At 62.2% G+C, this 25,353-nt stretch carries 27 protein-coding genes and 1 pseudogene; 14 read left to right on the top strand and 14 right to left on the bottom strand.

All coding sequences use genetic code 11. The features are described 5' to 3' along the window. Nucleotides 1–7 precede the first annotated feature (7 nt). From CRO75_RS19805 to cysB, 3 genes are all read left to right on the top strand, one after another. Nucleotides 8–913 carry a 5'-nucleotidase gene (locus tag CRO75_RS19805; RefSeq protein WP_007931385.1) on the top strand — a complete coding sequence of 302 codons (906 nt, stop codon included), beginning with the start codon at nt 8–10 and terminating at the stop codon, nt 911–913. 93 nt (nt 914–1,006) lie between these two features. Continuing rightward, the gene (locus tag CRO75_RS19810; RefSeq protein WP_007931386.1) at nt 1,007–1,507 is read left to right on the top strand and encodes a universal stress protein; all 501 of its coding nucleotides are present in this window, start codon (nt 1,007–1,009) and stop codon (nt 1,505–1,507) included. A gap of 112 nt (nt 1,508–1,619) precedes the next feature. Continuing rightward, nucleotides 1,620–2,594, top strand: coding sequence for an HTH-type transcriptional regulator CysB (gene cysB, locus CRO75_RS19815; protein ID WP_007931387.1), 975 nt, complete (start codon nt 1,620–1,622; stop codon nt 2,592–2,594). A gap of 7 nt (nt 2,595–2,601) precedes the next feature. Here cysB and CRO75_RS19820 read toward each other — a convergent pair whose 3' ends face one another. Together CRO75_RS19820 and CRO75_RS19825 are read right to left on the bottom strand one after the other, a co-directional pair. Beyond that, the gene (locus tag CRO75_RS19820) at nt 2,602–3,084 is read right to left on the bottom strand and encodes a transcription elongation factor GreAB (protein WP_097137624.1); all 483 of its coding nucleotides are present in this window, start codon (nt 3,082–3,084) and stop codon (nt 2,602–2,604) included. Between the two features lie 2 nt (nt 3,085–3,086). Beyond that, nucleotides 3,087–3,482 (bottom strand): hypothetical protein, encoded by a 396-nt coding sequence (locus CRO75_RS19825; RefSeq protein WP_062825079.1) that lies wholly within the window; start codon nt 3,480–3,482, stop codon nt 3,087–3,089. 122 nt (nt 3,483–3,604) lie between these two features. Between CRO75_RS19825 and earP the strand changes: the two genes are divergently transcribed. Together earP and CRO75_RS19835 are read left to right on the top strand one after the other, a co-directional pair. Beyond that, nucleotides 3,605–4,738, top strand: coding sequence for an elongation factor P maturation arginine rhamnosyltransferase EarP (earP, locus tag CRO75_RS19830; RefSeq protein ID WP_097137626.1), 1,134 nt, complete (start codon nt 3,605–3,607; stop codon nt 4,736–4,738). A gap of 48 nt (nt 4,739–4,786) precedes the next feature. Then, nucleotides 4,787–5,359, top strand: coding sequence for an elongation factor P (locus CRO75_RS19835; RefSeq protein ID WP_007931398.1), 573 nt, complete (start codon nt 4,787–4,789; stop codon nt 5,357–5,359). 81 nt (nt 5,360–5,440) lie between these two features. Here the strand turns inward: CRO75_RS19835 and CRO75_RS19840 are convergent, their stop codons facing one another. From CRO75_RS19840 to CRO75_RS19855, 4 genes are all read right to left on the bottom strand, one after another. Next, on the bottom strand, nt 5,441–6,454 hold the full coding sequence (locus tag CRO75_RS19840; protein ID WP_097137628.1) for an alpha/beta hydrolase: 1,014 nt from the start codon (nt 6,452–6,454) through the stop codon (nt 5,441–5,443). A gap of 41 nt (nt 6,455–6,495) precedes the next feature. Next, nucleotides 6,496–6,915, bottom strand: a complete 420-nt coding sequence (locus tag CRO75_RS19845; RefSeq protein WP_009044954.1) for an organic hydroperoxide resistance protein — start codon at nt 6,913–6,915, stop codon at nt 6,496–6,498. 280 nt (nt 6,916–7,195) lie between these two features. Continuing rightward, nucleotides 7,196–7,657 carry a MarR family transcriptional regulator gene (locus CRO75_RS19850; RefSeq protein ID WP_062825082.1) on the bottom strand — a complete coding sequence of 154 codons (462 nt, stop codon included), beginning with the start codon at nt 7,655–7,657 and terminating at the stop codon, nt 7,196–7,198. A gap of 75 nt (nt 7,658–7,732) precedes the next feature. After that, the gene (locus CRO75_RS19855; protein ID WP_053262160.1) at nt 7,733–8,683 is read right to left on the bottom strand and encodes a LysR family transcriptional regulator; all 951 of its coding nucleotides are present in this window, start codon (nt 8,681–8,683) and stop codon (nt 7,733–7,735) included. A 107-nt stretch (nt 8,684–8,790) separates the two neighbouring features. Here CRO75_RS19855 and CRO75_RS19860 point away from each other — a divergent pair, with 107 nt between their 5' ends. Beyond that, nucleotides 8,791–9,540, top strand: a complete 750-nt coding sequence (locus CRO75_RS19860; RefSeq protein WP_009044951.1) for a sulfite exporter TauE/SafE family protein — start codon at nt 8,791–8,793, stop codon at nt 9,538–9,540. Here CRO75_RS19860 and CRO75_RS19865 read toward each other — a convergent pair. Continuing rightward, nucleotides 9,530–10,384: a LysR substrate-binding domain-containing protein gene (locus CRO75_RS19865; protein WP_162136185.1), complete on the bottom strand. Its 855-nt coding sequence runs from the start codon at nt 10,382–10,384 to the stop codon at nt 9,530–9,532. The two genes, CRO75_RS19860 and CRO75_RS19865, sit on opposite strands and share 11 nt — an antisense overlap. Nucleotides 10,385–10,481: 97 nt before the next feature. On the opposite strand from CRO75_RS19865, the gene CRO75_RS19870 reads away from it, so the two are divergent. Then, nucleotides 10,482–10,703 carry a DUF1127 domain-containing protein gene (locus CRO75_RS19870; protein ID WP_009044950.1) on the top strand — a complete coding sequence of 74 codons (222 nt, stop codon included), beginning with the start codon at nt 10,482–10,484 and terminating at the stop codon, nt 10,701–10,703. 64 nt (nt 10,704–10,767) lie between these two features. Next, entirely contained in the window at nt 10,768–11,979 is a 1,212-nt protein-coding gene (locus tag CRO75_RS19875) for a winged helix-turn-helix domain-containing protein (RefSeq protein WP_097137630.1), read from the top strand. A 46-nt stretch (nt 11,980–12,025) separates the two neighbouring features. On the opposite strand, the gene CRO75_RS19880 is transcribed toward CRO75_RS19875, so the two are convergent. Then, on the bottom strand, nt 12,026–13,372 hold the full coding sequence (locus CRO75_RS19880; RefSeq protein WP_007931431.1) for a 3-deoxy-7-phosphoheptulonate synthase class II: 1,347 nt from the start codon (nt 13,370–13,372) through the stop codon (nt 12,026–12,028). Between the two features lie 161 nt (nt 13,373–13,533). Between CRO75_RS19880 and CRO75_RS19885 the strand changes: the two genes are divergently transcribed. Further along, the gene (locus CRO75_RS19885) at nt 13,534–14,289 is read left to right on the top strand and encodes a spermidine synthase (protein WP_007931432.1); all 756 of its coding nucleotides are present in this window, start codon (nt 13,534–13,536) and stop codon (nt 14,287–14,289) included. Nucleotides 14,290–14,366: 77 nt separating this feature from the next. Here the strand turns inward: CRO75_RS19885 and CRO75_RS19890 are convergent, their stop codons facing one another. Both CRO75_RS19890 and CRO75_RS33020 read right to left on the bottom strand, forming a co-directional pair. Continuing rightward, a complete protein-coding gene (locus CRO75_RS19890) occupies nt 14,367–15,158 on the bottom strand; it encodes a crotonase/enoyl-CoA hydratase family protein (protein WP_097137632.1) in 792 nt (263 codons plus the stop codon). Continuing rightward, nucleotides 15,124–15,459, bottom strand: a complete 336-nt coding sequence (locus tag CRO75_RS33020; protein ID WP_164485843.1) for a hypothetical protein — start codon at nt 15,457–15,459, stop codon at nt 15,124–15,126. Before CRO75_RS33020 ends, CRO75_RS19890 begins: the two co-directional genes overlap by 35 nt. A gap of 85 nt (nt 15,460–15,544) precedes the next feature. On the opposite strand from CRO75_RS33020, the pseudogene CRO75_RS19900 reads away from it, so the two are divergent. Further along, a pseudogene (locus CRO75_RS19900) lies at nt 15,545–17,252 on the top strand (DEAD/DEAH box helicase). A gap of 113 nt (nt 17,253–17,365) precedes the next feature. Here CRO75_RS19900 and CRO75_RS19905 read toward each other — a convergent pair. Further along, the gene (locus CRO75_RS19905; RefSeq protein ID WP_009044945.1) at nt 17,366–18,133 is read right to left on the bottom strand and encodes a class III extradiol ring-cleavage dioxygenase; all 768 of its coding nucleotides are present in this window, start codon (nt 18,131–18,133) and stop codon (nt 17,366–17,368) included. Between the two features lie 100 nt (nt 18,134–18,233). Between CRO75_RS19905 and CRO75_RS19910 the strand changes: the two genes are divergently transcribed. After that, a complete protein-coding gene (locus tag CRO75_RS19910) occupies nt 18,234–18,890 on the top strand; it encodes a thiopurine S-methyltransferase (protein WP_097137634.1) in 657 nt (218 codons plus the stop codon). 69 nt (nt 18,891–18,959) lie between these two features. On the opposite strand, the gene htpX is transcribed toward CRO75_RS19910, so the two are convergent. After that, on the bottom strand, nt 18,960–19,850 hold the full coding sequence (gene htpX / locus CRO75_RS19915) for a protease HtpX (protein ID WP_007931437.1): 891 nt from the start codon (nt 19,848–19,850) through the stop codon (nt 18,960–18,962). 301 nt (nt 19,851–20,151) lie between these two features. Next, nucleotides 20,152–21,363, bottom strand: coding sequence for a pyridoxal phosphate-dependent aminotransferase (locus CRO75_RS19920; protein ID WP_025805478.1), 1,212 nt, complete (start codon nt 21,361–21,363; stop codon nt 20,152–20,154). Nucleotides 21,364–21,587: 224 nt separating this feature from the next. On the opposite strand from CRO75_RS19920, the gene msrB reads away from it, so the two are divergent. The 3 genes from msrB (at nt 21,588) to CRO75_RS19935 (ending at nt 23,037) form a co-directional block, all read left to right on the top strand. Continuing rightward, nucleotides 21,588–21,980: a peptide-methionine (R)-S-oxide reductase MsrB gene (msrB, locus tag CRO75_RS19925; RefSeq protein ID WP_007931439.1), complete on the top strand. Its 393-nt coding sequence runs from the start codon at nt 21,588–21,590 to the stop codon at nt 21,978–21,980. Nucleotides 21,981–22,093: 113 nt separating this feature from the next. Beyond that, on the top strand, nt 22,094–22,579 hold the full coding sequence (locus tag CRO75_RS19930; protein WP_097137636.1) for a glutathione peroxidase: 486 nt from the start codon (nt 22,094–22,096) through the stop codon (nt 22,577–22,579). Continuing rightward, entirely contained in the window at nt 22,576–23,037 is a 462-nt protein-coding gene (locus tag CRO75_RS19935; protein ID WP_097137638.1) for a MarR family transcriptional regulator, read from the top strand. Before CRO75_RS19930 ends, CRO75_RS19935 begins: the two co-directional genes overlap by 4 nt. Here CRO75_RS19935 and CRO75_RS19940 read toward each other — a convergent pair. After that, on the bottom strand, nt 23,021–25,342 hold the full coding sequence (locus CRO75_RS19940) for a response regulator (RefSeq protein ID WP_097137641.1): 2,322 nt from the start codon (nt 25,340–25,342) through the stop codon (nt 23,021–23,023). The two genes, CRO75_RS19935 and CRO75_RS19940, sit on opposite strands and share 17 nt — an antisense overlap. Between the last annotated feature and the right edge of the window lie 11 nt (nt 25,343–25,353).

The raw sequence follows: 25,353 nt of genomic DNA on the forward strand, positions 1-25,353 counted from the left end.
AGGGGATATGGCAAAGGGCTTGGGCGGTAAACTGGTGGTGGCGATTTCATCGCGGGCCCTGTTCGATCTCAGCGAGAGCCATAAGGTCTATCTGGCCGAGGGGGTCGAGGCCTACCGCAAGTATCAGATCGATCACGAGGAGGAATCCCTCGAGCCGGGCGATGCTTTTCCCCTGGTGAAAAAGCTCTTGAGCCTCAATGCCAGCCTCGGCCGGGCGCGGGTCGAGGTGGTGTTGGTTTCGCGTAACAGTGCCGACACGGGCCTGCGGGTCTTCAACTCGATTCAGCATTACGGCCTGGATATTTCCCGGGCCGCGTTTGTTGGTGGGCGCAGCCCTTATCCCTACCTCGCGGCCTTTGGCTGCGACCTTTTTCTTTCCACCCACGCCGAAGATGTGCGCAGCGCACTGGACGCCGGGTTCGCCGCGGCGACCATTCTTTCCGGTGGCGCCCGACGCGCCGCCAGCGCCGAACTGCGGATCGCTTTCGACGGTGACGCCGTGCTGTTTTCCGATGAGTCGGAACGGGTCTATCAGCTCGGTGGCCTGGAAGCCTTTCAGGCCAAGGAGCGCGAGTCCGCCCGCGAGCCGTTGCGTGGGGGGCCGTTCAAAGGCTTCCTCGCCGCGCTCAATCTGTTGCAGCGCGAATTCCCCGACGATGGTTGTCCGATCCGCACCGCCCTGGTGACGGCGCGTTCGGCACCGGCCCATGAGCGGGTGATCCGCACCCTGCGCGAATGGGATATCCGCCTGGACGAATCGTTGTTCCTGGGCGGCCTGGAGAAGGCCGCTTTTCTCGAAGCCTTCGCCGCCGATGTGTTCTTCGACGATCAGGCGGGTCATTGCGAACTGGCTCGCGAAGTGGTCGCCACCGGTCACGTACCCCACGGTATCAGCAACGAAACCAAGGTTTAGCTCAATGTTCACGGGCTTGCGCGGGACGTCGTAGTCGCCTTGGCACTGCTAAGCTGAATCAATCTCCGCCATATTGGCAGTCGAGGAGGTCATATGATTCGTTCGATGCTGTATGCCACTGACCTCGGTCTGTATGCGCCCTACGTGATGCAACATGCCCTGGAGCTGGCTCGAACATTCAATGCCGAATTGCACGTGGTTCATGCGGTGGAGCCCATGGGACTGTTTGCCGAGTCGGTGTTGCAGAGTTATCTCGACGAACAGGCCCTGAATGAGTTTCACAGTCAGGGTCTGAGCACGGTGATGGCGAATATCGAGCAACGGGTGCTCGACAGCTTTCGCGAAGAGTTGGGGGAGGGCATGCAGGATCTCGCGCTGATTCAGTCGGTCAGGGTCTTTCAGGGGGACCCCTCGCACGTCATTCTCGAGCAGGCGTCGAAACTCTCTGTGGATTTGTTGATCGTAGGAAGTCACAGCCATGGGGCGGGCGGTGAAACTCCATTGGGCAGGACGGCAGCCAGGGTACTGCAACTGGCCAAGGTTCCGGTTTACCTGGTGCCCTTGGTACAGCGTCGGCGGCTCGGAGATATCTGACGCGGTTATTGGAATTTTCTTAATAAAAGTTCTAGATTTATTCTTCGAACCATTAATATAGTTATATACCGTCGCTGATGCCCGTGGCGTCTACCTGCTTTGAGGGATTCATATGAAGCTTCAACAATTGCGCTACATCTGGGAAGTGGCGCACCACGACCTCAACGTCTCCGCTACAGCCCAAAGCCTTTATACGTCGCAGCCGGGTATCAGCAAGCAGATCCGCCTGCTCGAGGACGAGCTGGGGGTCGAGGTATTCGCTCGCAGCGGCAAGCACCTGACTCGCGTCACCCCGGCTGGCGAACGCATCATCACTACCGCCGGCGAGATCCTGCGCAAGGTTGAAAGCATCAAGCAGATCGCCCAGGAATTCTCCAACGAGAAGAAGGGCACCCTGTCGATCGCCACCACCCACACTCAGGCCCGTTATGCCTTGCCGCCGGTGATCAGCAGCTTCATCAAGCAGTACCCGGATGTGGCGTTGCACATGCATCAGGGCTCGCCGATGCAGATCGCCGAAATGGCCGCCGATGGCACCGTCGACTTCGCCATCGCCACCGAAGCGTTGGAGCTGTTCGGCGATCTGGTGATGATGCCGTGCTACCGCTGGAATCGCTGCGTGGTAGTACCGCAGGGCCACCCGCTGACCAAGCTGCCGAAGCTGACCCTGGAAACCCTCGCCGAATACCCGATCGTGACTTACGTGTTCGGTTTCACCGGCCGTTCCAAGCTCGACGAAGCCTTCAGCCATCGCGGCCTGACGCCGAAGGTGGTGTTCACCGCCGCCGACGCCGACGTGATCAAGACTTACGTACGCCTGGGCCTGGGTGTGGGCATCGTCGCCAAGATGGCGGTCGATACCAAGCTCGACAGTGACCTGGTGGTACTGGATGCCAGCGAACTGTTCGAGTCGAGCATCACCAAGATCGGGTTCCGTCGTGGCACTTTCCTGCGTGGCTTCATGTGCGACTTCATCGAGAAGTTCGCGCCGCACCTGACGCGCGAAGTGATGGCCAAGGCCATTCAGTGCCACAACAAGCAGGAGCTCGAAGAACTGTTCGACGGCGTCGAACTGCCTGTCCACTAAGTCGGGCTTACTTGACCTCGGTGACAGCGAACTGTTGCCGAGCGCCCGCGACGACGATCTCCAGTTCATCCCCCTCGAACTTGCCCAGCAGGCCTTTGCCCAGCGGTGAACGAGGGGTGATGACGGTCACCGGTTGCCCCACCACCTCTACCTTCAGTCCCGCCCCATCCGGCGCCAGGAACAGCCATTGTTCGTGGCCGTTTTCGTCTTCGAGGCCCAGCAGCACGCCGACCTGGATACCGACCTGCTCGTCGTACGGGCGCAGGGTCAGGTTCTGGCAGAGCGCCAGCGCCTGCCGGATTTCCTCGACGCGCCTGGCCTGGCCGGCGGCGAGATAGGAGGCCTCGAGCCCCAGGGTGTCGTATTTGTTTTCGGCAATGTTCTCTTCGTGGGTCGCCGCCTCATAGGCGGTCTGCGCCGCACGCTGGGCGATCTCCAGATCGCCACGGAGTTTGTCGAGAATCAGCTGGTGGACCGTAGACTTGTTCATGATCAATCGCAGAATTGCAGGACGTTGGCCCGGCTCTTTTCGCTCGGCGCCGTCTGGTCCTGTTGCAACCAGAACTGGCATTTCGGGTTGGACTGGTTGCGCAGGTTGCTGCGTGCATTATCCAGGGCCTGCTGCTGTTCGTTTTTACGCAGGTTTTCCTGGTACTGCTCGAACATGCGGTTGGACGCCGCCGATTCCGCACTGGGCGGTTTTGCCAGCTGTTGCACGGCCTGGGCGACGGGCGCCAATGGCTGGTCGAACAGAAAACGCCAGGCCAGCCAGCAGGTCAGGGCGATCGCCAGAAAACCCAGCCACAATCCCAGGGCAATACTGCCGCTGAGTTGAAGTGCGTTTACGCTGATACGTAATGATCGACGGGGTGTCGGGCGATAGGGCATGGCAGCCTCCTGGCAGGCGGTGTCGGCAAGCTGCGATTGTCGCACGAAGATTGTCGGCGTTGGCTCTTCTGTCTGTGGCCATTTATGCGGACAATCGGCGCCTTTGCCAAATGGAGCCCGGAATGAAAGCCTCCTGGGATATTTTCTGCAGCGTCGTCGACAACTACGGCGATATCGGCGTGACCTGGCGGCTGGCCCGGCAACTGGTGGCCGAGCATCAGTGCGCGGTGCGGCTGTGGGTGGATGACCTGCGGGCCTTCGAACGTTTGTGTCCGCCCATCGATATCGCCTTGCCTCAGCAATGGCAGGAAGGTGTCGATGTACGTCACTGGCCAGCCGAGTGGTCGCCGGTGGCGACCGCCGATGTGGTGATTGCGGCCTTTGCCTGTCAGTTGCCCACGGCTTATATGGAGGCGATGGCCGAGCGTGAACATACCCCTTTGTGGCTGAACCTCGATTACCTCAGCGCCGAGGCCTGGGTGACCGGCTGCCACGGCCTGCCCTCGGTGAAGTTCAAGGGCGTGCAGAAGTACTTCTTTTTCCCCGGGTTCCAAGCCGGCACCGGTGGGCTGCTACGCGAGGCTGGATTGCTGGAGCGGCGCAGGGAATTTCAGCAGGACCGCCTGGCCCGGCAACGCTTCCTGGAAGGGCTCGGCGTATTTGCTGCACCTGGCGCGCGATTGATGTCGCTGTTCGCCTATGAGAACGCCGGCCTGGCCAGTTGGCTGCACGCGCTGGCTGCCGACTCGCGGGCTACCCATCTACTGGTTCCCGAGGGGCGGATCCTCGGTGACGTACAACGCTGGCTGGGTGTCGAGGCGCTGGCGGCGGGTGCGGTGCAGGTCCGTGAGGCCTTGACGGTACAGGTGCTGCCGTTCGTCCGACAGGAGGAATACGACCAGCTCCTGTGGTCCTGCGATTTCAACGCGGTACGCGGCGAGGACTCGTTCGTGCGCGCGCAGTGGGCCGGCCGGCCGATGCTCTGGCACATTTATCAACAGGACGAAGACATTCATCTGGATAAGCTCGACGCCTTTCTCGAGCTTTATACGCGGGGGCTGTCACCAGAGGCCAAGGCGGCGCTGATCGACCTGTGGCGGGCCTGGAATGCCGGAGGCGAGATGACACAAGGCTGGAAAAAGCTGCTCGAACACTGGCCGGAAGTGGCTGCTCACGCCGAAAAGTGGTGTCTGGAACAGGGCTCGCAGCCCGATCTTGCTGCGGCGCTGGTGCAGTTTTACCTAAATTGGATATGATACGCGGCCTAGATTTTTGTAAATCCCATCCAAATTCGGATATTCGCAATGAAAACTGGTAAAGAACTCAAACCCGGTACCGTGATCCGTATCGACAACGATCCTTGGCTGGTTCAGAAAGCTGAATTCACCAAGTCCGGTCGTAACAGCGCGATCATGAAGACCAAGCTGAAGAACCTGCTGACCGGTTACAAGACCGAAACCGTTTACGGTGCGGACGACAAGCTGGACGACGTGATCCTGGATCGCAAAGAAGCGACCCTGTCGTTCATCAGCGGCGACACCTACACGTTCATGGACACCACCGACTACACCATGTACGAGCTGAACGCTGAAGACATCGAAGCCGTTCTGCCGTTCATCGAAGAAGGCATGACCGACGTTTGCGAAGCCGTGTTCTTCGAAGACCGCCTGGTTTCCGTTGACCTGCCGACCACCATCGTGCGCCAGGTTGACTACACCGAAGGTTCCGCTCGCGGTGACACTTCCGGCAAGGTGATGAAGCCTGCCAAACTGAAGAACGGTACCGAGCTGTCGGTTGCTGACTTCATCGAAATCGGCGACATGATCGAGATCGATACTCGCGAAGGCGGTTCCTACAAAGGCCGCGCCAAGGTTTAAGCTTCTGCTTGAATCCTTAGCCACAAAAAAGCCCGACCAGCGAGTCGGGCTTTTTTGTGGCCGAAGGTCCGGGTGGCAAACTTACTTCAGGTGCTGCTTGAGCTCTTCGCTGGCCTGCAGCAGGGCCGAACGCACCGCGGGTACCTGGCTGACCACGTTGAGCAGGCCGTAGTCGTGGATCATCCCGTTGTAACGCACCGAGGTCACGGTCACGCCGGCTTCGTCCAGCTTGCGGGCATAGGCTTCGCCTTCGTCGCGCAGTACGTCGGCGCCGGCCGTCTGGATCAGCGCGGGTGGCAGGCCCTTGAGCTGGGCGCTGGTGGCGCGCAGCGGTGAAGCGTAGATCTCGTTACGCTGCTGGGCATCGGTGGTGTAGTTGTCCCAGAACCACTTCATCATGTTTTTGCTGAGGAAGTGTCCCTCGGCATACTGGTTGTATGACGCCGTTTCGAAATTCGCGTCGGTTACCGGCCACAACAACAGCTGGAACCGGATCGCCGGCGTGCCCTTGTCCTTGGCCATCAGGCTGACCACTGCTGCCATATTGCCGCCGACGCTGTTGCCGGCAACCGCCAGGCGCTTGCCGTCGACGTTGATTTCCCGGCCATGCTCGGCCACCCAGCGAGTGGCGGCGTAAGCCTGATTGATCGCCACCGGGTAACGCGCCTCCGGAGACGGCGTGTAATTGACGAACACCGCCGCCGCTCCGGAGCCCACCACCAGGTCCCGCACCAGCCGTTCGTGGGTCGGGAAGTCTCCCAGCACCCAGCCGCCGCCGTGGAAAAACATGAACACCGGCAACGTGCCTTTCACCCCGGCCGGCCTGACGATGGTCAGGCTGATGGCCTGGCCGTCGACGTCGATGGTCTTCTGGCTGATATCCGCCTTGGGCAGCGTCAGCTTGACCCCGGTCTGGGCACCGACCAGCACGGCCCGGGCCTCTTTGGGTGTCATCTGTTCCATCGGCTTGCCGCCGCCGGCGTTCAAGGCGTCGAGGAACGCCTGGGTGTTGTGTTCGACCCCGCCTTCGGCGAACGCCGTGTTGATGGACAGGGCGAGAAGGCTGCCGGTCAAGACCTTGCTGAAAGTGTTCATGTTCGTCTCCTGGGCGGTGCGGGCGCTGGCGCGCAGCTGGGTTAGACAGTCACGTGCAGACGTACGTCGACGTTGCCGCGGGTGGCGTTGGAGTAAGGGCAGACCTGGTGAGCCGCTTCGACCAGGGACTGCGCATCGCTCTGTTCAAGACCTGGCAGGCTGATATGCAGGTCGATGTCCAGGCCGAAGCCACCAGGAATCTGGCCGATGCCGACGTGCGCAGTGATTGAAGCGTTGTCCGGGATCTTGCGCTTGCTTTGGCTGGCGACGAATTTCAGGGCGCCGATAAAGCAGGCGGAGTAGCCGGCGGCGAAGAGTTGCTCAGGGTTGGTCGCCTGGCCGCCGGCACCACCGAGTTCTTTGGGGGTGGAGAGTTTGACGTCGAGGATGTTGTCGCTGGAGACGGCGCGACCATCACGGCCACCGGTTGCGGTTGCGACTGCGGTATAGAGAGTTTGCATGGTGTGAGCCTCTTGGGTTTCGAATTTTTGTGCTAAATGTTTGCGCGCTAAGTAAGTGCGAAGTAAATGTATCGCTCAAATATTTAGTGCGCAAGATAAATTTTTGAAAAAAAACTCGAAAATGCTTGCCAGCAGTCCATATTTTTTGGCTAAGCGAATGATTTAAATAATATTTTTATCGATAAATTTTTTCGTCGATACGCTGTTAGCGGCAACGAAACAGAGAGAATCGCGAGCAAGCGCTCCTGCAGAAGGGCAGGACGTGCTCGCGAGCGCGCCGTTAAAGGCTGTCTTGCAGATGGCCGCGCAGGTTCAGCAGATCGGCCTGCAGTTTGCGCAGTTGCTCCAGGGTCAGGCCGCTAGAGCCGAGGATGCATTGGGGAATGCCTCGCGCCCGGTCATACAGGGCCCGGCCTTGATCGGTCAGCTCGATGATCACCACCCGTTCGTCTTCGCGGCTGCGGGTCCGGCTCAGCAATCCCTCGGCTTCCAGGCGCTTGAGCAAGGGCGTCAATGAACCGGGATCGGTCAGCAGGCGACTACTGATCTCGCCGACGGTCAGGCCGTCCTGCTCCCAGAGCACCATCATTGCCAGGTACTGGGGATACGTCAGGCCCAGCTCCTGCAGCAGTGGTTTATAGACTTTGGTCATCAGCAACGAAGTCGAGTGAAGGGCGAAACACAACTGGTTATCCAGCAGCAGATCGTCGCATTTTTCCGGGGTGGAGCCTTTGGTGTTCATGGTCGGGCCTTGATCGATACTCGCCCTGAATCTAGCGGGCGAATCTTTAATGCGCCAGATAATTCTCACGAGCGCTCAGCCCATGGCGCTCTGCAGGGCCAGATCCCAGGGCGGAATCGGACTGAAGCGAGTCTTCAGGTATTCCAGCAACAGGCGGCTGCGAGCGTTGGTGTGCTGTTCCAGGCGCAGGGCGTAGATACCGGCGCTTTCCGGTTTGGGCAGGCCGGTTTCGCAGAACAGCGGCAACAGTTCCCCACGCAGCAGGTATTCGCTGGCCAGCCAGGTTGGCAGGTGGGCGATGCCCAGCCCGGCCAGGGCTCCGGATAGCAGGGCCTCGGCATTGTTGGCGCTCATGCGGATGCGTTGTGGGCGATGAGTCTGCAACTGCCCGTCCAGTTCGAAGCGCCAGGCGAACAGTGGGGCCAGGCCGTCCCAGTCCAGGCCATCGTGCTGGCTCAGTTCGGCGGGATGCACCGGGGTGCCGCGCAGCTTGAGGTAGGCCGGGCTGGCGCAGGCGATGCGCACGATGCTCGCCAATGATGTCGCCACCATCCGGGTATCGACCCTTTGCCCGGCGCGCAGCACCAGATCGACCTTACCCAGGTGCGAGCCCTGCATGTCGACGAAGCTGTCGATCAGGTGCAACTGCACATCCAGCCCCGGATAGAGCATCAGGAAATCGGCGATCGCCGGCGCCAGGTGTCGCCGGCCGAACGCCGCGGGAGCGTCGATGCGGATCAGGCCTTCCGGCGCGTGGCTCAAGGACACGGCTTCCGCCCGGGCCAGTTGCAGTTCGGCGACGATGCGCCGGGCGCGTTCGGCAAAGGCCTGGCCAGCCGCCGTCGCCACCACCGCGTGGGTGGTGCGCATGAACAGCTTGCTGCCGACGGCACTTTCCAGGCTGTCGATACGCCGGGCCACCGCCGAAGGGGTCAAGGGATGCCGGCGCGCGGCGGCGGAAAAACTCCCGGCTTCCAGCACATCGAGGAACAGGCCGAGCTGGTCGGTGAGGGCGTTGGGGTTCATGGTGGGCATTTGCTTGTGCGAATTTGGCAAAGCCATTGTGCGTTGCTGTGCGTTTCCGCACCAGAGCCGACTGCGTAGCATGCAAGGCCTGAGTGAGGAGAGCGGCGGTGATCGATTTAGCGATGTATGTGGTATTGGGCGCGGCGCTGGGCACGGTGGGCGGCTTGTTCGGGATCGGTGGAGGGCTGATTGCGATTCCGGTGCTGGGTGTGCTGTTCGGGCTGGACCAGCAGATCGCCCAGGGCACGGCGTTGGTGATGGTGGTGCCGAACGTGATGCTCGCGTTGTGGCGTTATCACCAGCGCAACCGGATCGAGGCACGGCATGCGTTGCCGTTGGCCCTGATGGGTTTCTGTTTTGCCTGGCTCGGTTCGATCTGGGCGGTGGGCATCGATGCCCAGGTCATGCGGGTTGGCTTCGTTGCGTTCCTGGTGGCCTTGTCGGCCTACAACCTGTTGCGCATGTTCCTGGCCAATGCCCCGGCTTCGGCGCAGATGCGCTATCCCTGGCCGTGGCTCGGTGTGCTGGGTGCGGCTTCCGGGGCCATGGGCGGGCTGTTCGGCGTCGGCGGCGCGGTGGTTGCCACCCCGGTGCTGACCAGCGTGTTCGGCACCACCCAGGTGGTCGCCCAGGGGCTGTCGCTGGCCCTGGCCCTGCCCAGCACCGGGGTGACCCTGGTGACCTACGGGGTGCATCAGGAGGTGGACTGGATGATCGGCCTGCCGCTGGCGGCGGGTGGGCTGCTGAGCATCAGTTGGGGGGTGAAAATCGCCCACGCGCTGCCCGAGCGAATGCTGCGCGGGCTGTTCTGCGGCTTCCTGGTGATCTGCGCGGTGATGCTCGCCTTTAAAGTTTGAAGCCTTCGACTATGTGCTCGGCCAGGCATTCGGTGATGGGCGAAGGCGTGTTGAGGTTGCGCACCAGCATGATGCTGGCCTCGGGCAGCAGGGGCAGGTCTTCGGCGGCGCCCAGGATACGCATGTCCGGGGTGATCAGGCTTTCAAGCTGCGCGGTGATCGCCAGGCCGGCGCTGACCACGGCCATCAGTGCCGACAGGCTGGAGCTGTTATAGGCGATGCGATAGTCGCGGCCGGCGGCGTCCAGCGCATTGCAGGCCCACTGCCTGCAGAAGCAATCGCTGTTGAACATCGCCAGGGGCAGCGGCGTCTGTTCGTGGGGGCAGAACCCCTGGGCCTCGGCCCAGACGAAACGCTCCTTGCGCAGCAACTGGCCGATTTCGCTGCCCGGCTCGCGGGTGACGATAGACAGGTCCAGATCCTGGCGCAGCAGCAGTTGCTTGGACGACTCGCAATGCACCTCGATCTGGATCAAGGGATAGGCCTGGGCAAAGCGCGACAGGATCCCCGGTAGAAAGCGCATCACGTAATCGTCCGGCGTACCGATGCGCACGGTGCCGACCATGTGCGGCTCGCGCAGGGTGTTGAACACCTCGCTGTGCAGTTTCAGGATGCGCCGTGCGTAACCCAGCAGCACCTGGCCTTCGGCGGTCAGGCGTACCTGCCGGCCCTCACGCTGGAACAATTGGCGCTGCAGCACATCTTCCTCGAGCCGCTTCATCTGCATGCTCACCGCGGACTGGGTGCGATTGACCTGCTCCCCGGCCTTGGTGAAACCGCCCTGGTCGGCGATGGCGACGAAGGTGCGCAGGACCTCGGTATCAATGCTTGGGTAGCTGGACAATTCATCAAACTCCGAGATGTATTGCATAAGAAACATTCGTTGGATTGATCTTAGCCCTGGGTGGAGACTTGAGTCATCCCCACTGGAGGGCAAGACGATGAAAGGTCAAAAAGGTTTTGTATTGGCTCACAGGTTGGCATGGCATGGCGTTTCCTTGCGGCACCTGCTGCAGAGGATTGTCCGCTGGCATGAGCTGCACCGTGAACGCAACATGCTGGCCGGCATGAGTGACGAGGCGCTGAAGGATATCGGTCTCAGTCGCGCGGATGTGGAGCGGGAGACCGTGCGGCCGTTCTGGGACGATCCGATGCACAAGTGAATGTCAAAGCGCTACACAAGCCACTTCTCACTGAGGTAGTTTGCGGGCAGACAAGGAGATTGCCATGCCCGCAGAACTGTCCTTTTCCCTCAAGCAGGCTCGGCGTCTGGCGCTGGCCGCCCAGGGTTTTTCCGGGCGGCCGCTGCCTGCGACGATCAGGCCGGCACAGCTCAATCGCCTGATCGCGCGCCTGGGTATCCTGCAGATCGATTCGGTCAACGCCCTGGTGCGCTCGCACTACCTGCCGCTGTTTTCCCGCCTTGGTGACTATCCCGCGCAACTGCTGGACCAGGCTGCCTGGAGCCAGGGCCGGCAACGCACGCTGTTCGAATACTGGGGCCACGAAGCCTCGTTGCTGCCGCTGTCGCTGTACCCGCTGATGCGCTGGCGCATGCAGCGGGCCAGCCAGGGACAGGGGATCTACCAGCAGTTGGCGCGTTTTGGCCAGGAGCAGCAGGCGACTATCCGCCGGGTGCTGGCCGCGGTCGAGGAACAGGGTGCCCTCGGGGCGGGCAGCCTGTCGACCCGCGAGGAGCGCGCCGGTCCCTGGTGGGACTGGAGTGCGGAGAAGCATGCGCTGGAATGGCTGTTCGCCGCCGGTGAGGTGACGGTCGCTGGCCGGCGTGGGTTCGAGCGCTTGTACGACTTGCCGGAGCGGGTGATTCCTTCGAGCATCCTGCAGCATTCGCCGCTCGGCGAGGCCGACGCCCAGCGCGGTTTGCTGCTGCATGCCGCCAGCGCCCTGGGCGTGGCCACCGAGAAGGATCTACGCGACTACTTTCGCCTGGAGCCGGCAGACAGCCGGGCGCGCCTGGCGGAATTGCTGGAAGGCGGCGAACTGCTGGCCTGCGAGGTGGCGGGCTGGAAGCAAGCGGCGTATTGCCTGCCAGAGGCCAAGGTACCGCGCAGCGTGCCGGCCAGCGCCTTGCTTTCTCCCTTCGATTCGCTGATCTGGGAACGCAGTCGTACCGAGCGCCTGTTCGATTTCCGCTATCGCCTGGAGATCTACACCCCACAGCACAAACGGGTGTACGGCTATTACGTGCTGCCGTTTCTGCACCACGAACGGATCGCCGCGCGGGTCGACCTGCGGGCAGAAAGGGCGCAGGGGCGCCTGGCGGTGCATGCCGTGCATGAGGAGGATCAGGGGCTGGACGAGCAGGGGATGCAGGCGCTGGCGAGCAGCTTGCGGAGCATGGCCGACTGGCTGGGGCTGGCCGACGTCCAGCTCAATTGCCCAAGGGCCAGCGCCCAGCGCTTGCGCGTGTTTCTTTGACGAGCATCGATCATCCAGTTTCCCCTGGATGATCGATGCTAGGGGTTCAACGCTTGACCTGTTTCAAGGTCTCGGCAATCAGGAAAGCCAGCTCCAGCGACTGATCGGCGTTCATCCGTGGGTCGCAATGGGTGTGGTAACGATCCGACAAAGCATCTTCGGTAATCGGCCGCGCGCCACCGATGCACTCGGTGACGTTCTGCCCGGTCATCTCGATGTGGATACCGCCGGCATAACTGCCCTCGGCTTCGTGGACCTGGAAGAACTGCTTCACCTCATTGAGGATCTGCGCGAAATCGCGGGTCTTGTAACCGCTGCTGGCCTTGATGGTGTTGCCATGCATCGGGTCGGAACTCCACAGCACCTTCTTGCCTTCGCCTTCCACCGCGCGGATCAGCTGCGGCAGGTGGTCGCCGACCTTGTTCACACCCATGCGCACGATCAGGTTCAGGCGGCCCGGATCGTTGTCCGGGTTGAGGATGTCGATCAGGCGGATCAGCTCCTCGGTGTTCATGCTCGGGCCCACCTTGACCCCGATCGGGTTATTCACCCCGCGCAGGAATTCGACGTGGGCGCCGTCGAGCTGGCGGGTGCGATCGCCGATCCACAGCATGTGCGCCGAGCAGTCGTAATAGTCGTTGGTCAGGCTGTCGCGACGGACGAAGGCTTCCTCATAGTTCAGCAACAGCGCCTCGTGGGCGGTGAAGAAGCTGGTCTCGCGCAGTTGCGGCGAGCTGTCCATGCCGCAGGCGCGCATGAAGGCCAGGGTTTCGTCGATGCGGTCGGCCAGCTGGCTGTACTTCTCGGCCAGGGCGGAGTTGGCGATGAAGTCCAGGTTCCATTTGTGCACTTGGTGCAGGTCGGCAAAACCGCCCTGGGCAAAGGCGCGCAGCAGGTTCAGGGTGGCGGTGGCCTGGTGATAGGACTGCAGCAGGCGGTCCGGGTCCGGCACCCGGCTTTTCGCATCGAAACCGATGCCGTTGACGATATCGCCGCGGTAGGCCGGCAGGGTCACGCCATTGATGGTTTCGTCATTGGCCGAGCGCGGCTTGGCGAACTGGCCGGCCATGCGCCCGACCTTGACCACCGGGCAACCGGCGGCGAAAGTCATGACGATCGCCATCTGCAGCAGGACCTTGAAGGTGTCGCGGATCTTCGCCGCGGAGAACTCGGCGAAGCTCTCGGCGCAATCGCCGCCCTGCAGCAGAAAGGCGCGGCCCTGGGTCACTTCGGCAAACTGGCGGCGCAACTCCCGGGCTTCACCGGCAAACACCAGCGGCGGGTAGCTGGCCAGGGTCTGCTCGACCTGCAACAGGTGTGCGGCGTCGGGGTAGACGGGTTGTTGCTGGATCGGCAGGGCGCGCCAGCTGTCAGGGCTCCAGGGTTGGCTCATCACGGACTCGGGTGTTTTTAAGGTCGGACAGGCATGTTATCAGCAATTAGTGCGTGACCTGTTCCCGCCGGTTCGCGGACAATCGCGCCTTTCCCGCTCGGCGCCGAGCGGCCGGTTTATCGCGACGGCGAGGTTGAGCCCCGTCGCGGCTAGGAGAAGAGATGACTGAGGAGCGCGTCGAGCGCCTGCTCGCCGAAGTGCACGATGAGTTCGGCATGATTCGGGTACTGGAAGTGGCGGATTACCGCTTCCTCGAATTTGGCGATGCCATCGAGCAGAGCTGCGTGTTTACCGCCGACCCGAGCTGGCTGGAGTACGACTACACCCGCGCCATGCTGATCGGCGCGCTGTGCCATGAGCAGCCCGAGAGCGCGCTGTTTCTCGGTCTGGGCGCCGGCACCCTGACTCAGGCCTGCCTCAAGTTCCTGCCGCTGGACGATGTCGAGGCCATCGAGCTGCGCCCCGACGTGCCGCGCCTGGCTATCGAGTACCTGGGGCTGGATGACGATCCGCGTCTGTATATCCGGGTCGGCGATGCGCTCGAACTGCTGGACAGCGCCGAGTCGGCGGACCTGATTTTCGTCGACCTGTACACCGATGTCGGGCCGGGCGTCGGGCACCTGGCCTGGGGTTTCCTGGAAAACTGCCAGAAGCGCCTCAACCCGGGCGGCTGGCTGGTGATCAACCAGTGGGCCACCGACGATGGCAAGCCGCTCGGTGCAGCCTTGCTGCGCGGGCTTTACCACCGGCATTACTGGGAGCTGCCGGTGAAGGAGGGCAACGTGATTCTGATCGTGCCGTCCGACCTGGAGCAGGGGCTGGACATGGACGGCCTGAGCGCCCGGGCTGAGGCGCTGGCGCCACGCCTGGGCTATTCGTTGCAGTCGTTGATCAAGTGCATCCGGCCGGCGACCTGAGTCGGCTGGTCGAGCGTATCTATAGGCGCGAGGCTTGCCTGCGATAGGGCCTCGCATTCACCACGGGTTCAGACCGCTCAACATCCCTTGAACACCCCCGGGCGCTTCTCGACCATCGCTCGCACACCTTCCTTGGCGTCTTCGCTGTTCAACAGTGTCTTCACCAGCGGCGGCAGCCCCTGCGCTGCCGCGCTTTCTCCTTCGAGCCGGGCTTGTCGGGCCGACATCAGGGTGGCTTGAACCCCCAGCGGCGCCTGACAGGCGATCCGTTCGGCGAGGGCCAGGGCGCGGGGCAGCAGGTCTTCGCTGGCCATCACTTCCTGCACCAGCCCCAGGCGCAGGGCTTCATGGGCGTCGAATTCGTCGCCGGTGAGCAACCAGCGCATGGCATTGCCCCAGCCGGCGATCTGATGCAGGCGCAGGGTGGCGCCGCCAAAGGGAAAAATGCCGCGTTGTACTTCCAACTGGGCGAAGCGGGTATTGCTGGCGCACAGGTTGATATCCGCCGCCAGCATCAGCTCGATGCCTATGGTCAGGCAGTAGCCCTGTACCGCGACTATCACCGGTTTGCTGACCCGCGGCCCGGCGAAGACACCCCAGGGATCGCAACCGCCGGCCGGTGCCTGCCAGCCTTCGGCGAGTTTCGCCCCGACGTTGGCCAGGTCCAGCCCCGCGGTGAAGTGCTCGCCATGGCCGAACACCACGGCGACCCGGGCCTCGCTGCTGGCCTCGAACTCGCCGTAGGCCAGGCTGAGTTGATCGAGCAACTGCAGGTCGAAGGCATTGCGCTTGGCGACCCGGTCCAGGCCGATGAGGAAGAGATGACCACGCTGTTCACGGCTGACGCGACTGCAACTGGGCTGGCTCATGGGGCATTTCCTCGGACGGTAAAGAGTGTCTCGGACCGACGGTATCGGCCAGCAAGATGAACCGTTTAAGCGTCATCCCCCGACAGGCGTGGGCCTGTGCAAAATAGACCTTTGCCGGATTATCCGCAAAGCCTGTGACAACTAGGCATTCAGCGGGTTTTTCCGATAAAAAAAACTCCCTTTTTTGAGTAATTCCGGTATAGTGCGCGCCGGCCTTTAACCGGGCCTCGTTTAGGTGATGCAATTCCCCGAAGTCAGCTTCGGCTGCTTGTCCGCTGCGCGGACTATCCTTGACGTTCATTTCTTTCAATCGTTTTCGCAAATCCCCGCCGACAAAGCTGCCAGGGTGACTCTTGAGTCTTACACGGCATGCGCAGCTTTGGAGCATGGGTCTTTGCGGATGCACTTAGAGGCAGACCCATGACCCAGGAAATCGGCGGCTTCGCCGCTCTTGAACTTCATCCCAATATTGTCGCTGCAGTAGTCGCTACCGGCTATGAAGAGCCTTCGGCCATTCAGCAGCAGTCGATCCCGATCATCCTCGCCGGTCACGATATGATTGGTCAGGCGCAAACCGGTACCGGTAAGACCGCCGCGTTCGCCCTGCCTATCCTGCACCGCATTGATCCGTCCAAGCGCGAGCCGCAAGCTCTGATCCTGGCCCCAACCCGTGAGTTGGCGCTGCAAGTTGCAACCGCTTTCGAAACCTACGCCAAGCAAATGCCGGGCGTAACTGTTGTGGCTGTCTACGGCGGCGCGCCGATGGGCCCACAACTGAAAGCAATCCGTAATGGCGCACAGATCGTTGTCGCCACTCCGGGCCGTCTGTGCGACCACCTGCGTCGCGACGAAAAAGTCCTGGCTACCGTGAACCACCTGGTTCTCGACGAAGCCGACGAAATGCTGAAACTGGGCTTCATGGATGACCTGGAAGTCATCTTCAAGGCCATGCCGGAAACCCGTCAGACCGTACTGTTCTCGGCCACCCTGCCGCAGTCGATCCGCGCGATCGCCGAGCGTCACCTGAAGGACCCGAAACACGTCAAGATCCAGAGCAAGACTCAGACCGTCACCGCGATCGAACAGGCTCACCTGTTGGTTCACGCTGACCAGAAGACCTCTGCCGTTCTCAGCCTGCTGGAAGTGGAAGATTTCGACGCCCTGATCATGTTCGTGCGCACCAAGCAAGCGACCCTGGACCTGGCCAGTGCCCTGGAAGCCAAAGGCTACAAGGCCGCTGCGCTGAACGGCGACATCGCCCAGAACCAGCGTGAGCGCGTGATCGACTCCCTCAAGGATGGCCGCCTGGACATCGTTGTGGCGACCGACGTTGCTGCCCGTGGCCTGGACGTACCGCGCATCACCCACGTATTCAACGTGGACATGCCGTACGACCCGGAATCCTACGTGCACCGTATCGGCCGTACCGGCCGTGCCGGTCGCGAAGGTCGTGCGCTGCTGCTGGTGACTCCACGCGAGCGCCGCATGCTGCAAGTGATCGAGCGTGTAACCGGTCAGAAGGTTGCCGAGGTTCGCCTGCCGGACGCTCAAGCCGTTCTCGACGCGCGCATCAAGAAGCTGACCAACAGCCTGTCGCCGCTGGTCGCTGACGCTGAATCGACCCACGGTGATCTGCTGGATCGCCTGACCGCCGATATCGGTTGCAGCCCACGTGCCCTGGCCGCGGCCCTGCTGCGCAAGGCCACCAACGGTCAGGCGCTGAATCTGGCAGCGATCGAGAAGGAACGTCCACTGGTGCCGAACAGCGCGCCACGTGGCGACCGTCCTGAGCGTTCCGGCGATCGTCCTGATCGCGGTGAGCGTGAGCGTCGCGCGCCGATGCCTCTGGCTGAAGGTCGTGCCCGTTGCCGTACCGCGCTGGGCGCGCGTGACGGTATCGCGGCCAAGAACCTGCTGGGCGCCATCCTCAACGAAGGCGGCCTGGCCCGCGAAGCCATCGGTCGCATCCAGGTGCGTGACAGCTTCAGCCTGGTCGAGCTGCCGGAGGACGGTCTGGAGCGTCTGCTGACCAAGCTGAAGGACACTCGCGTGGCCGGCAAGCAGTTGAAGCTGCGTCGCTATCGCGAAGACTGATCAGTGCTGAGCTGATTGGTTGAACGAAAAAATCCCCGCCTGGTGCGGGGATTTTTTTTGCCTGGGGGGCGGATCAGTTGTCGCATCGTGATGCGCCAGGCCCGGCAGTGGCATCAGCCGAAGCGATAGATATCCATGCCCAGCGCGCCCATGGTGAAGCCTTGATGGGCGATGCTGAAGTCGCCACCGGCGCCTCTGGCGAAGTACAGCGGCAGCAGGTGTTCATCGCTGGGGTGGCTGCGCACGGCATTCGGCGCCTGGCGACGGTAGTCGTGCAGCGCGGCTTCGTCGTTGGCGGCGAGCTTCTCGATCATCCAGTCGCGGAACGCCTTGGCCCACGGCTCGATGCTTTCCGGGCCGGCGTGCCAATCCAGTTCGCGCAGGTTGTGGGTAATGCTGCCCGAGCCGATCAACAACACCCCCTGTTGCCGCAGGCTGGACAGGGCATGGCCGACCTGGGTCTGCAAGGCCGGGCCCATTCGGCTGGGCAGGGAAACCTGAACCACCGGAATATCCGCCTGTGGGTACATCAGCGACAGCGGCACCCAGACCCCATGGTCGAACGGGCGCTGGTCGTCGAGCTGCGCCGGCAGGCCGTCGGCCCTGAGCAGCTGCGCCACCTGTTCCGCCAGTTCAGGCTGGCCGGGGGCCGGGTACTGCACGGCGAACAGCGCGGCGGGAAAGCCGCCGAAGTCATGCCAGGTTTGCGGTCGCGGGTTGCTGCTGACCCGCAGATCCTGGCTTTCCCAGTGGGCCGACACCACCACTATGGCCTTGGGGCGCGGCAGCTCGGCGGCCAGGCGGGCGAGGGCCGGGCCGCTGGCGCCGGGTTCCAGGGCGAGCATCGGTGATCCGTGGGAGATGAACAGGCTAGGGAGCATGAATAAGGTCCTGAGCGTTAAGATGCACCATCTTCAATCAGACATTGATCTAAATCTAATATAAGTTTTTGTGGTTTTTGATCGAATTTCAGGGTGATTTATGCAGCCGGAGTTTTGGCACAAACGGTGGGAACAGAATCAGATCGGCTTCCATTTGTCCGAGGTTAATCCTTACCTGCAACGCTACTGGCCCCAGCTGGAGCTGGCGTCGGGTTCGCGGGTGCTGGTGCCGCTGTGCGGCAAGAGCCTGGACCTGAGCTGGCTGGCCAGCCAGGGTCATCAGGTGCTGGGTATCGAGTTGTCGGAGAAGGCCATCCAGGACTTTTTCAGCGAGCAGCAGGTGCAGCCGCAGGTCAGCCTTCGAGGTGGATTCAAGGTCTATGAGTACGGTCCGATCCAGCTCTGGTGCGGCGACTTTTTTGCCCTGCAGGCCACGGATGTCGCCGACTGCCAGGCCTTGTACGACCGCGCGGCGTTGATCGCCTTGCCGCCACAGATGCGTGAGCGGTATGCGGCGCATCTGCAGTCCATCCTGCCCCAGAGCTGCCAGGGGCTGCTGATCACCCTGGACTACGACCAGGCGCTGATGGCGGGGCCGCCTTTCGCCGTGCTCGATGACGAGGTCAAGGCCTTGCTCGGTAAGCGCTGGCAGCTGCGGGTCGAGGAGGTGCGGGACATTCTTGGCGAGAGCTGGAAGTTTCTCCAGGGCGGCGTGACCCGCCTCGAAGAACGGGTCTATCGCTTGCTGGCGCGCTGAGCCCCGGCCTTTTTCCAGGCCATGAAAAAGGGCGACTTGCGTCGCCCTTTTTTGTGTTTGCCAGCGTTATCAGCCGCGACGACGGCTCAGGGCGTCGATACGCTCTTCCAGCGGAGGGTGGCTCATGAACATGCGAGCCAGGCCTTGTTTGAGGCCACCGTTGATGCCGAAGGCATTCAGGGTGTCGGGCATGTGCACCGGCAGGCCCTGTTCCGAGCGCAGGCGTTGCAGGGCGCCGATCATTGCCGCGGTACCGGCCAGTTGCGCACCGGCTTCGTCGGCACGGAATTCGCGCTTGCGCGAGAACCACATGACGATGGCGCTGGCCAGGATGCCCAGGACCAGCTCGGCGAAGATGGTCGCGATGTAGTAGGCAATACCCTGGCCTTCTTCGTTCTTGAAGATCACCTTGTCGACGAAGTTGCCGATGATGCGCGCGAAGAACATCACGAAGGTGTTCACCACACCCTGGATCAGCGCCAGGGTGACCATGTCGCCGTTGGCCACGTGACCGATTTCGTGGGCCAGCACGGCTTTCACTTCATCGGGCGAGAAACGCTCGAGCAGGCCCTGGCTGACCGCAACCAGCGCGTCGTTCTTGTTCCAGCCGGTGGCGAAGGCGTTGGCCTCGTAGGCCGGGAAAATACCGACTTCGGGCATCTTGATCCCGGCTTCGCGGGACAGTTGCTCGACGGTTTGCAGCAGCCATTGCTCATGACGAGTACGAGGCTGGGTAATGATCTGGGTGCTGGTGCTCATTTTCGCCATCCACTTGGAGATGAACAGCGAGAACAGGGAACCGGCGAAACCAAAGACCGCACAGAAAACCAGCAGCTGATTGAGGTTGAGATCAACCCCATTGGCCGCCATGAACCCGTTGAAGCCGAAAAGGCTCAGGGTGATGCTGGCAATCAGCACGACCGCCAGGTTAGTGGCCAAGAACAGCAGGATGCGCATCATGGTTGTAGAAATCTCCTCATGCTAAAGATGTAGCGTTCTGCGGGGTATATAAGGTGCGGCACCGGCCTATTCAACCGGGTGACTATTTCAAACTGTGTCCTGCAGGCTGATTTTAGACGCTTGCATGAGCTTTCTGTCGCAGTTGGGCAGCCACCGGAAGCCGAGCCGCACTTCAGAGGCATGCAACCACTGGGCACAAGGCGCAAGGCAAAGATACAGAAGGGTAGGCGTAGCAGGGAGTACAGAAGTGTTGCTGAATTAATCGCAGTGCGACCGGGGCGGCCGCACTGCGTCGCAAGGCTTACTGGCGATACGACTTGAGGAAGCTGCCGATACGGCCGATCGCCTGTTCCAGGTCATCGACCCGCGGCAGGGTCACGACGCGGAAGTGGTCCGGCCATGGCCAGTTGAAGGCGGTGCCCTGAACCACCAGCAATTTCTCCGAGAGCAGCAGGTCCAGGACGAACTTCTCGTCGTTGTGGATCGGGCAGACTTTCGGGTCGATTTTCGGGAAGGCGTACAGCGCGCCCATGGGCTTGACGCAACTGACGCCGGGGATGTCGTTGAGCAGTTCCCAGGTGCGGTTGCGCTGTTCCAGCAAACGGCCCGGTGGCAGCACCAGGTCGTTGATGCTCTGATAGCCACCCAGCGCCGTTTGAATGGCGTGCTGGCTCGGCACGTTGGCGCACAGGCGCATGTTGGCCAGCATGTCGATGCCTTCGATGTAGCTCTGGGCGTGGTGCTTGGGACCGGAAATGGCCACCCAGCCGGAACGGAAACCGGCCACCCGGTAGGACTTGGACAGGCCGTTGAAGGTCAGGCACAGCAGGTCAGGCGCCAGGGAGGCGGTGCAGACGTGCACGGCATCATCGTAGAGGATCTTGTCGTAGATCTCGTCGGAGAACACCACCAGGTTGTGCTGGCGTGCCAGTTCGAGCATGTCCAGCAATACTTCCTTGGGGTACACCGCGCCGGTCGGGTTGTTCGGGTTGATGATCACCAGGGCCTTGGTGTTCGGGGTGATCTTGGCCTTGATGTCGGCGATGTCCGGCCACCAGTTGGCCTGCTCGTCGCACAGGTAGTGCACCGGGTTGCCGCCGGCCAGGCTCACGGCCGCGGTCCACAGCGGATAGTCCGGGGCCGGGACCAGCACTTCGTCACCGTTGTTGAGCAGGGCCTGCATGGCCATGACGATCAGTTCGGAAACGCCGTTGCCCAGGTAGATGTCTTCGATGCCGACGCCTTCCACCTGCTTTTGCTGGTAGTACTGCATGACGGCCTTGCGCGCGCTGAACAGACCCTTGGAGTCGCTGTAGCCCTGTGCGGTCGGCAGGTTGCGGATCACGTCCTGGAGGATTTCGTCCGGCGCTTCGAAACCAAAAGGCGCCGGGTTGCCGATGTTCAGCTTGAGGATGCGATGGCCTTCCTCTTCCAGGCGTTTGGCGTGCTTGAGCACTGGGCCGCGAATGTCATAACAGACGTTGGCGAGCTTGTTCGATTTGCTGACCTGCATGGCGATGTGTTCCCGAAAATGAACGATCCAGACGGTGAGTGAGCTACCGTACTGGGAATCCTGCGTTTGCACACAGGCCTGAAGCCTGGGTTCGCGGCGGCAAAATCCGTTTGAACCCGTGTAACACGGCTGCCAGACTGGCGTCTAACGAGGCGCAATCATACGTGCCGCCCGATCCGTGGAAAAGATACAGATCGGGCTTTTTCAGTTGCAGAGGAAGGACCATGGAAAAGCTGGAAAAAACCCTTGAAGAATGGCGTGCCATGCTCGATCCGGAGCAGTACAACGTCTGTCGCCTCAAAGGCACCGAACGACCGTTCTCGGGCAAGTACAACGCCACCAAGACCGACGGTGTGTATCACTGCATCTGTTGCAATGCGCCGTTGTTCGACTCCAGGGCCAAATTCGATTCCGGTTGCGGCTGGCCGAGCTTTTACGAGCCGATCGGCGAGAGCGCCATGGTCGAGATCCGTGACCTGAGCCACGGCATGATCCGTACCGAAGTGGTCTGCGCCAAATGCGATGCGCACCTGGGGCATGTGTTCCCGGACGGTCCGCCGCCGACCGGCCTGCGCTACTGCATCAACTCGGTGTGCCTGGACCTGGTTCCACGCTGACCGGAGCGAGCGGCCAAGGCGATTTTTCGGAATCGCTTTTCGATTTATTAAATTGCACACAATTTAATTGAGTACTACTTTTATCGGACCTTTCATTTTTCGGAGTCCGCGCCATGAGTGACACATTGCTGAACATTCCGTGCACCACCATCAAGGGTGAGCAAAAGACCCTGGCCGACTTCGCCGGCAAGGCCGTGCTGGTGGTCAACACTGCGAGCAAGTGCGGTTTCACCCCGCAGTACAAGGGCCTGGAAGAACTGTGGCAGATCTACAAGGACCGGGGCCTGGTGGTGCTGGGCTTTCCCTGCAACCAGTTCGGCAAGCAGGAGCCGGGCAACGAAGGGGCCATTTCCGAGTTCTGCGAGCTGAACTACGGCGTCAGCTTTCCGCTGTTCAAGAAGATCGACGTCAATGGCGCCGAGGCGCATCCGCTGTTCGTGCAGTTGAAAAAACGCGCGCCGGGGGTATTGGGTTCCCAGGGCATCAAGTGGAACTTCACCAAGTTCCTGATCGGCAAGGACGGCGCGCTGGTCAAGCGTTTCGCCCCGGCCACCAAGCCCCAGGACCTGACCGACGAGATCGAAGCCCTGCTCAAATGACCGACCTGTTCGCCGATTCGCTGAAACTCGACAGCCAGCTGTGCTTCAAGCTGTACGCCGCCTCGCGGGCCGTGGTGCGGGGCTACAAGCCGATGCTCGACCAGTTGGGGCTGACCTACCCGCAGTACCTGGTGATGCTGGTGCTCTGGGAATGGCAGGCCACGCCCCCCGAGCTGCCGACGGTCAAGGCGCTGGGGGAGCGCCTGGCGCTGGATTCCGGGACCCTGACGCCGTTGCTCAAACGCCTGGAGCAGTTGCAACTGGTGCAACGCCAGCGTTCGCCCCGCGACGAGCGCGAAGTACACCTGAGCCTGAGCGCGGCCGGCCTGGCGCTGCGCGATCAGGTGCCGCCGCTCAAGGCCGCGCTGTTATGCGACAGCGGGGTCGACCTCGACGGCCTGAGCGAATTGCGCCATGGCCTGGACCGGCTGCTGGCCCAGGTCAAAGCGCTGTCGTAGTCGGCACCCAGAGGTCCAGCAGGGCAATCAGCTCTTCACGGCGGAAGGGCTTGGACAGGTAGTCGCTCATGCCCGCCGCTCGGCAGCGCTCGCGCTCCTCGGGCATGGCATTGGCGGTCAGGGCGACGATCGGCAGGTCCGGCCAGCGGCCGCTGCGGCGGATCTGCCGGCTGGCCTCGTAGCCATCCATCACCGGCATGTTGCAGTCCATCAGCACCAGGTCGAAATGCTGGTGCTCCAGCACGTCCAGGGCCTCGGCACCCTGAGAGGCGACCGTCACCTCGCAGCCGAGCTTGCTCAACATGCCTTTGGCCACCAGTTGGTTCACCGGGTTGTCCTCCACCAGCAGGATGAAGGCGCGGCGCAGGGGCGCCAGGGTTTCCAGCTGGGTTTCATTGATCACCGCGGTTTCGGCCAGCAGGGCCCGGCGCAGGGTCTGATACAGGGCGTTGCGCGCCAATGGCCGCGCCTGTTGTTGCAACGGCGCCAGGGCGCTGGCTTCTTCGCTGGGCAGGAAACTGCCGTAGGCGGTGACCAGCAGAATGGGTGCGCTGATACTCGGGCGCAGGCCGAACAGGCATTCCGGGCAGTCGGTGATCAACAGGTCCGGCTTCTGCCCGAGCAGTGACTCATCGAGATCGCAGCGCCGATACTCCAGCCCCCAGAACGGCAACTGCACGCTCAACAACTCGGCCAGGCCGCTGCCTTCGGAGGTAATGGCCAGTATCTGGCCGTGCAGCGGCGGCGGTGGGCTGGCTGGCGTGTGGCAGGGCAGCGGCAGGTCGGCACAGAACTGGCTGCCGAAACCCACTTCCGAGCTGATGCTCAGGCGCCCCTGCATGGCTTCGCAGAGGTTGTAGGTCAGGGCCAGGCCCAGGCCGGTGCCGCCGTATTGCCGGGTGATCCCGGCACCGGCCTGGGTATAGGGCTGGAAGATCTTCACCTGGGCCTCGCGGGCGATCCCGATGCCGGTGTCGCAGACTTCGATCCTGACCCCGTCCTCGAACGTACGCAGGCGCACATCGACACGGCCGAAGCGGGTGAACTTGAGGGCGTTGGACAGCAGGTTGCTGACGATCTGCCGCACGCGCGTGGGGTCGCCGAGGACCAGGGCCGGAAACTCCGGCTCGATCAGGCAGGCCAGCTCGACGCTCGGCGCGGCGTTCTGCGACAGCAGGTTGGCGGTGTCTTCCACCAGTACCCCGAGATCGAAGGGGATGCGCTCCAGCTCCAGCTGGCCGGCGTCGAACTTGGACATGTCGAGAATATCGTTGAGCAACTCCACCAGCACTTTGCCGGAGTCGTGGGCGATCGACAGTTGCTGGCGTTGTTCGGCGTTCAGCGGGCTGTCCAGCGACAGGGCGATCATGCCCAGCAGGCCGTTGAGCGGCGTGCGGATTTCATGGCTCATGTTGGCCAGGAAGGCGGCACGCGCCTGGGCCATGTCGAGGGCGGTGCTACGGGCGACTTCCAGTTCTTCGTTGGACTGGCTCAACCGGTCGTTGATCGCCTTGAGCTCGGTGGTGCGCGCCGAGACGATGTTTTCCAGCTGCCCGAGATAGTCGGTCAGGCGGTTTTCGGCATTGCGCCGTTGCTGGATCTCGGTGGCCATGTTGTCGAACTGCTGGTTGGCGACCTTGACCAGCACGCCGATCTCGTCCTGTTCGTGGCTGGGCGGGAAGTCCAGCCGGGTCTGGTCGGGGCTGCGCGGGTCGCGCCCGCTGAGTTCGCGAATGACGCCGACCAGGGGTTTGGTCAGCATCACGTAGAACAGCGCCAGCAGCAGCCCGGTGAGGATCAGGCTGCGCACGAAACCGTTGATCAGGGTGATTTCCGCACGGCGCAGGAAGCGGCTGCCGAACGAGTAGGTGTCGACTTCCAGGTGCAGGACGCCGAGGGATTCCGAGGGCAGGTGATCGAGGTACAGGCGGTCCTGGAACTCGCGCTTGGCGCCGAACAGGAAGTCGCTGAGCATCCGGTAGGGGCTTTGCTGGGCCGGCCGGGTGACGTTGGCCAGCAAAGTGTCGTTGTTGTCGATCAGCCGGGCGCGGATGATCGCCGGCGAGCGCAGCAGGCCGAGGGTCAGCTCCTGGGCGAGCTCGGCGTCGATGTTATAGGCGATACGCGAGGCCGGATTGTGGCTGATTTCCAGAAGGGCGTTGATTTCCCGGTTGATGGAGGCATCTTCACTGGCATAATCGATGCCGATCTGCAGCAGACTGAGCGCCGTCCCCAGGACAAACCCGACCAGCACAGTGAGCCTGGCTTGCTTGTAAGACAGGCGGTTGGTGAACTTGATGTCCATGGGGTGTTGAA

It is taken from the genome of Pseudomonas sp. LAMO17WK12:I10 (genome assembly GCF_900215185.1).
Lineage (GTDB): Bacteria > Pseudomonadota > Gammaproteobacteria > Pseudomonadales > Pseudomonadaceae > Aquipseudomonas > Aquipseudomonas chlororaphis.

Excerpts from the sequence above, each read along its gene's own strand:
- CRO75_RS19905 (WP_009044945.1), bottom strand. The coding sequence starts at position 18,133 with ATGCTCCCTAGCCTGTTCATCTCCCACGGATCACCGATGCTCGCCCTG.
- earP (WP_097137626.1), top strand. The coding sequence starts at position 3,605 with ATGAAAGCCTCCTGGGATATTTTCTGCAGCGTCGTCGACAACTACGGC.
- CRO75_RS19850 (WP_062825082.1), bottom strand. The coding sequence starts at position 7,657 with ATGAACACCAAAGGCTCCACCCCGGAAAAATGCGACGATCTGCTGCTG.
- CRO75_RS19805 (WP_007931385.1), top strand. The coding sequence starts at position 8 with ATGGCAAAGGGCTTGGGCGGTAAACTGGTGGTGGCGATTTCATCGCGG.
- CRO75_RS33020 (WP_164485843.1), bottom strand. The coding sequence starts at position 15,459 with ATGAACGTCAAGGATAGTCCGCGCAGCGGACAAGCAGCCGAAGCTGAC.
- CRO75_RS19835 (WP_007931398.1), top strand. The coding sequence starts at position 4,787 with ATGAAAACTGGTAAAGAACTCAAACCCGGTACCGTGATCCGTATCGAC.
- CRO75_RS19810 (WP_007931386.1), top strand. The coding sequence starts at position 1,007 with ATGATTCGTTCGATGCTGTATGCCACTGACCTCGGTCTGTATGCGCCC.
- CRO75_RS19880 (WP_007931431.1), bottom strand. The coding sequence starts at position 13,372 with ATGAGCCAACCCTGGAGCCCTGACAGCTGGCGCGCCCTGCCGATCCAG.
- CRO75_RS19855 (WP_053262160.1), bottom strand. The coding sequence starts at position 8,683 with ATGAACCCCAACGCCCTCACCGACCAGCTCGGCCTGTTCCTCGATGTG.
- CRO75_RS19910 (WP_097137634.1), top strand. The coding sequence starts at position 18,234 with ATGCAGCCGGAGTTTTGGCACAAACGGTGGGAACAGAATCAGATCGGC.
- CRO75_RS19870 (WP_009044950.1), top strand. The coding sequence starts at position 10,482 with ATGAAAGGTCAAAAAGGTTTTGTATTGGCTCACAGGTTGGCATGGCAT.
- msrB (WP_007931439.1), top strand. The coding sequence starts at position 21,588 with ATGGAAAAGCTGGAAAAAACCCTTGAAGAATGGCGTGCCATGCTCGAT.
- CRO75_RS19825 (WP_062825079.1), bottom strand. The coding sequence starts at position 3,482 with ATGCCCTATCGCCCGACACCCCGTCGATCATTACGTATCAGCGTAAAC.
- CRO75_RS19930 (WP_097137636.1), top strand. The coding sequence starts at position 22,094 with ATGAGTGACACATTGCTGAACATTCCGTGCACCACCATCAAGGGTGAG.
- CRO75_RS19920 (WP_025805478.1), bottom strand. The coding sequence starts at position 21,363 with ATGCAGGTCAGCAAATCGAACAAGCTCGCCAACGTCTGTTATGACATT.
- CRO75_RS19890 (WP_097137632.1), bottom strand. The coding sequence starts at position 15,158 with ATGAGCCAGCCCAGTTGCAGTCGCGTCAGCCGTGAACAGCGTGGTCAT.
- CRO75_RS19885 (WP_007931432.1), top strand. The coding sequence starts at position 13,534 with ATGACTGAGGAGCGCGTCGAGCGCCTGCTCGCCGAAGTGCACGATGAG.
- CRO75_RS19875 (WP_097137630.1), top strand. The coding sequence starts at position 10,768 with ATGCCCGCAGAACTGTCCTTTTCCCTCAAGCAGGCTCGGCGTCTGGCG.
- CRO75_RS19935 (WP_097137638.1), top strand. The coding sequence starts at position 22,576 with ATGACCGACCTGTTCGCCGATTCGCTGAAACTCGACAGCCAGCTGTGC.
- CRO75_RS19940 (WP_097137641.1), bottom strand. The coding sequence starts at position 25,342 with ATGGACATCAAGTTCACCAACCGCCTGTCTTACAAGCAAGCCAGGCTC.
- CRO75_RS19845 (WP_009044954.1), bottom strand. The coding sequence starts at position 6,915 with ATGCAAACTCTCTATACCGCAGTCGCAACCGCAACCGGTGGCCGTGAT.
- CRO75_RS19820 (WP_097137624.1), bottom strand. The coding sequence starts at position 3,084 with ATGAACAAGTCTACGGTCCACCAGCTGATTCTCGACAAACTCCGTGGC.
- htpX (WP_007931437.1), bottom strand. The coding sequence starts at position 19,850 with ATGATGCGCATCCTGCTGTTCTTGGCCACTAACCTGGCGGTCGTGCTG.
- CRO75_RS19840 (WP_097137628.1), bottom strand. The coding sequence starts at position 6,454 with ATGAACACTTTCAGCAAGGTCTTGACCGGCAGCCTTCTCGCCCTGTCC.
- cysB (WP_007931387.1), top strand. The coding sequence starts at position 1,620 with ATGAAGCTTCAACAATTGCGCTACATCTGGGAAGTGGCGCACCACGAC.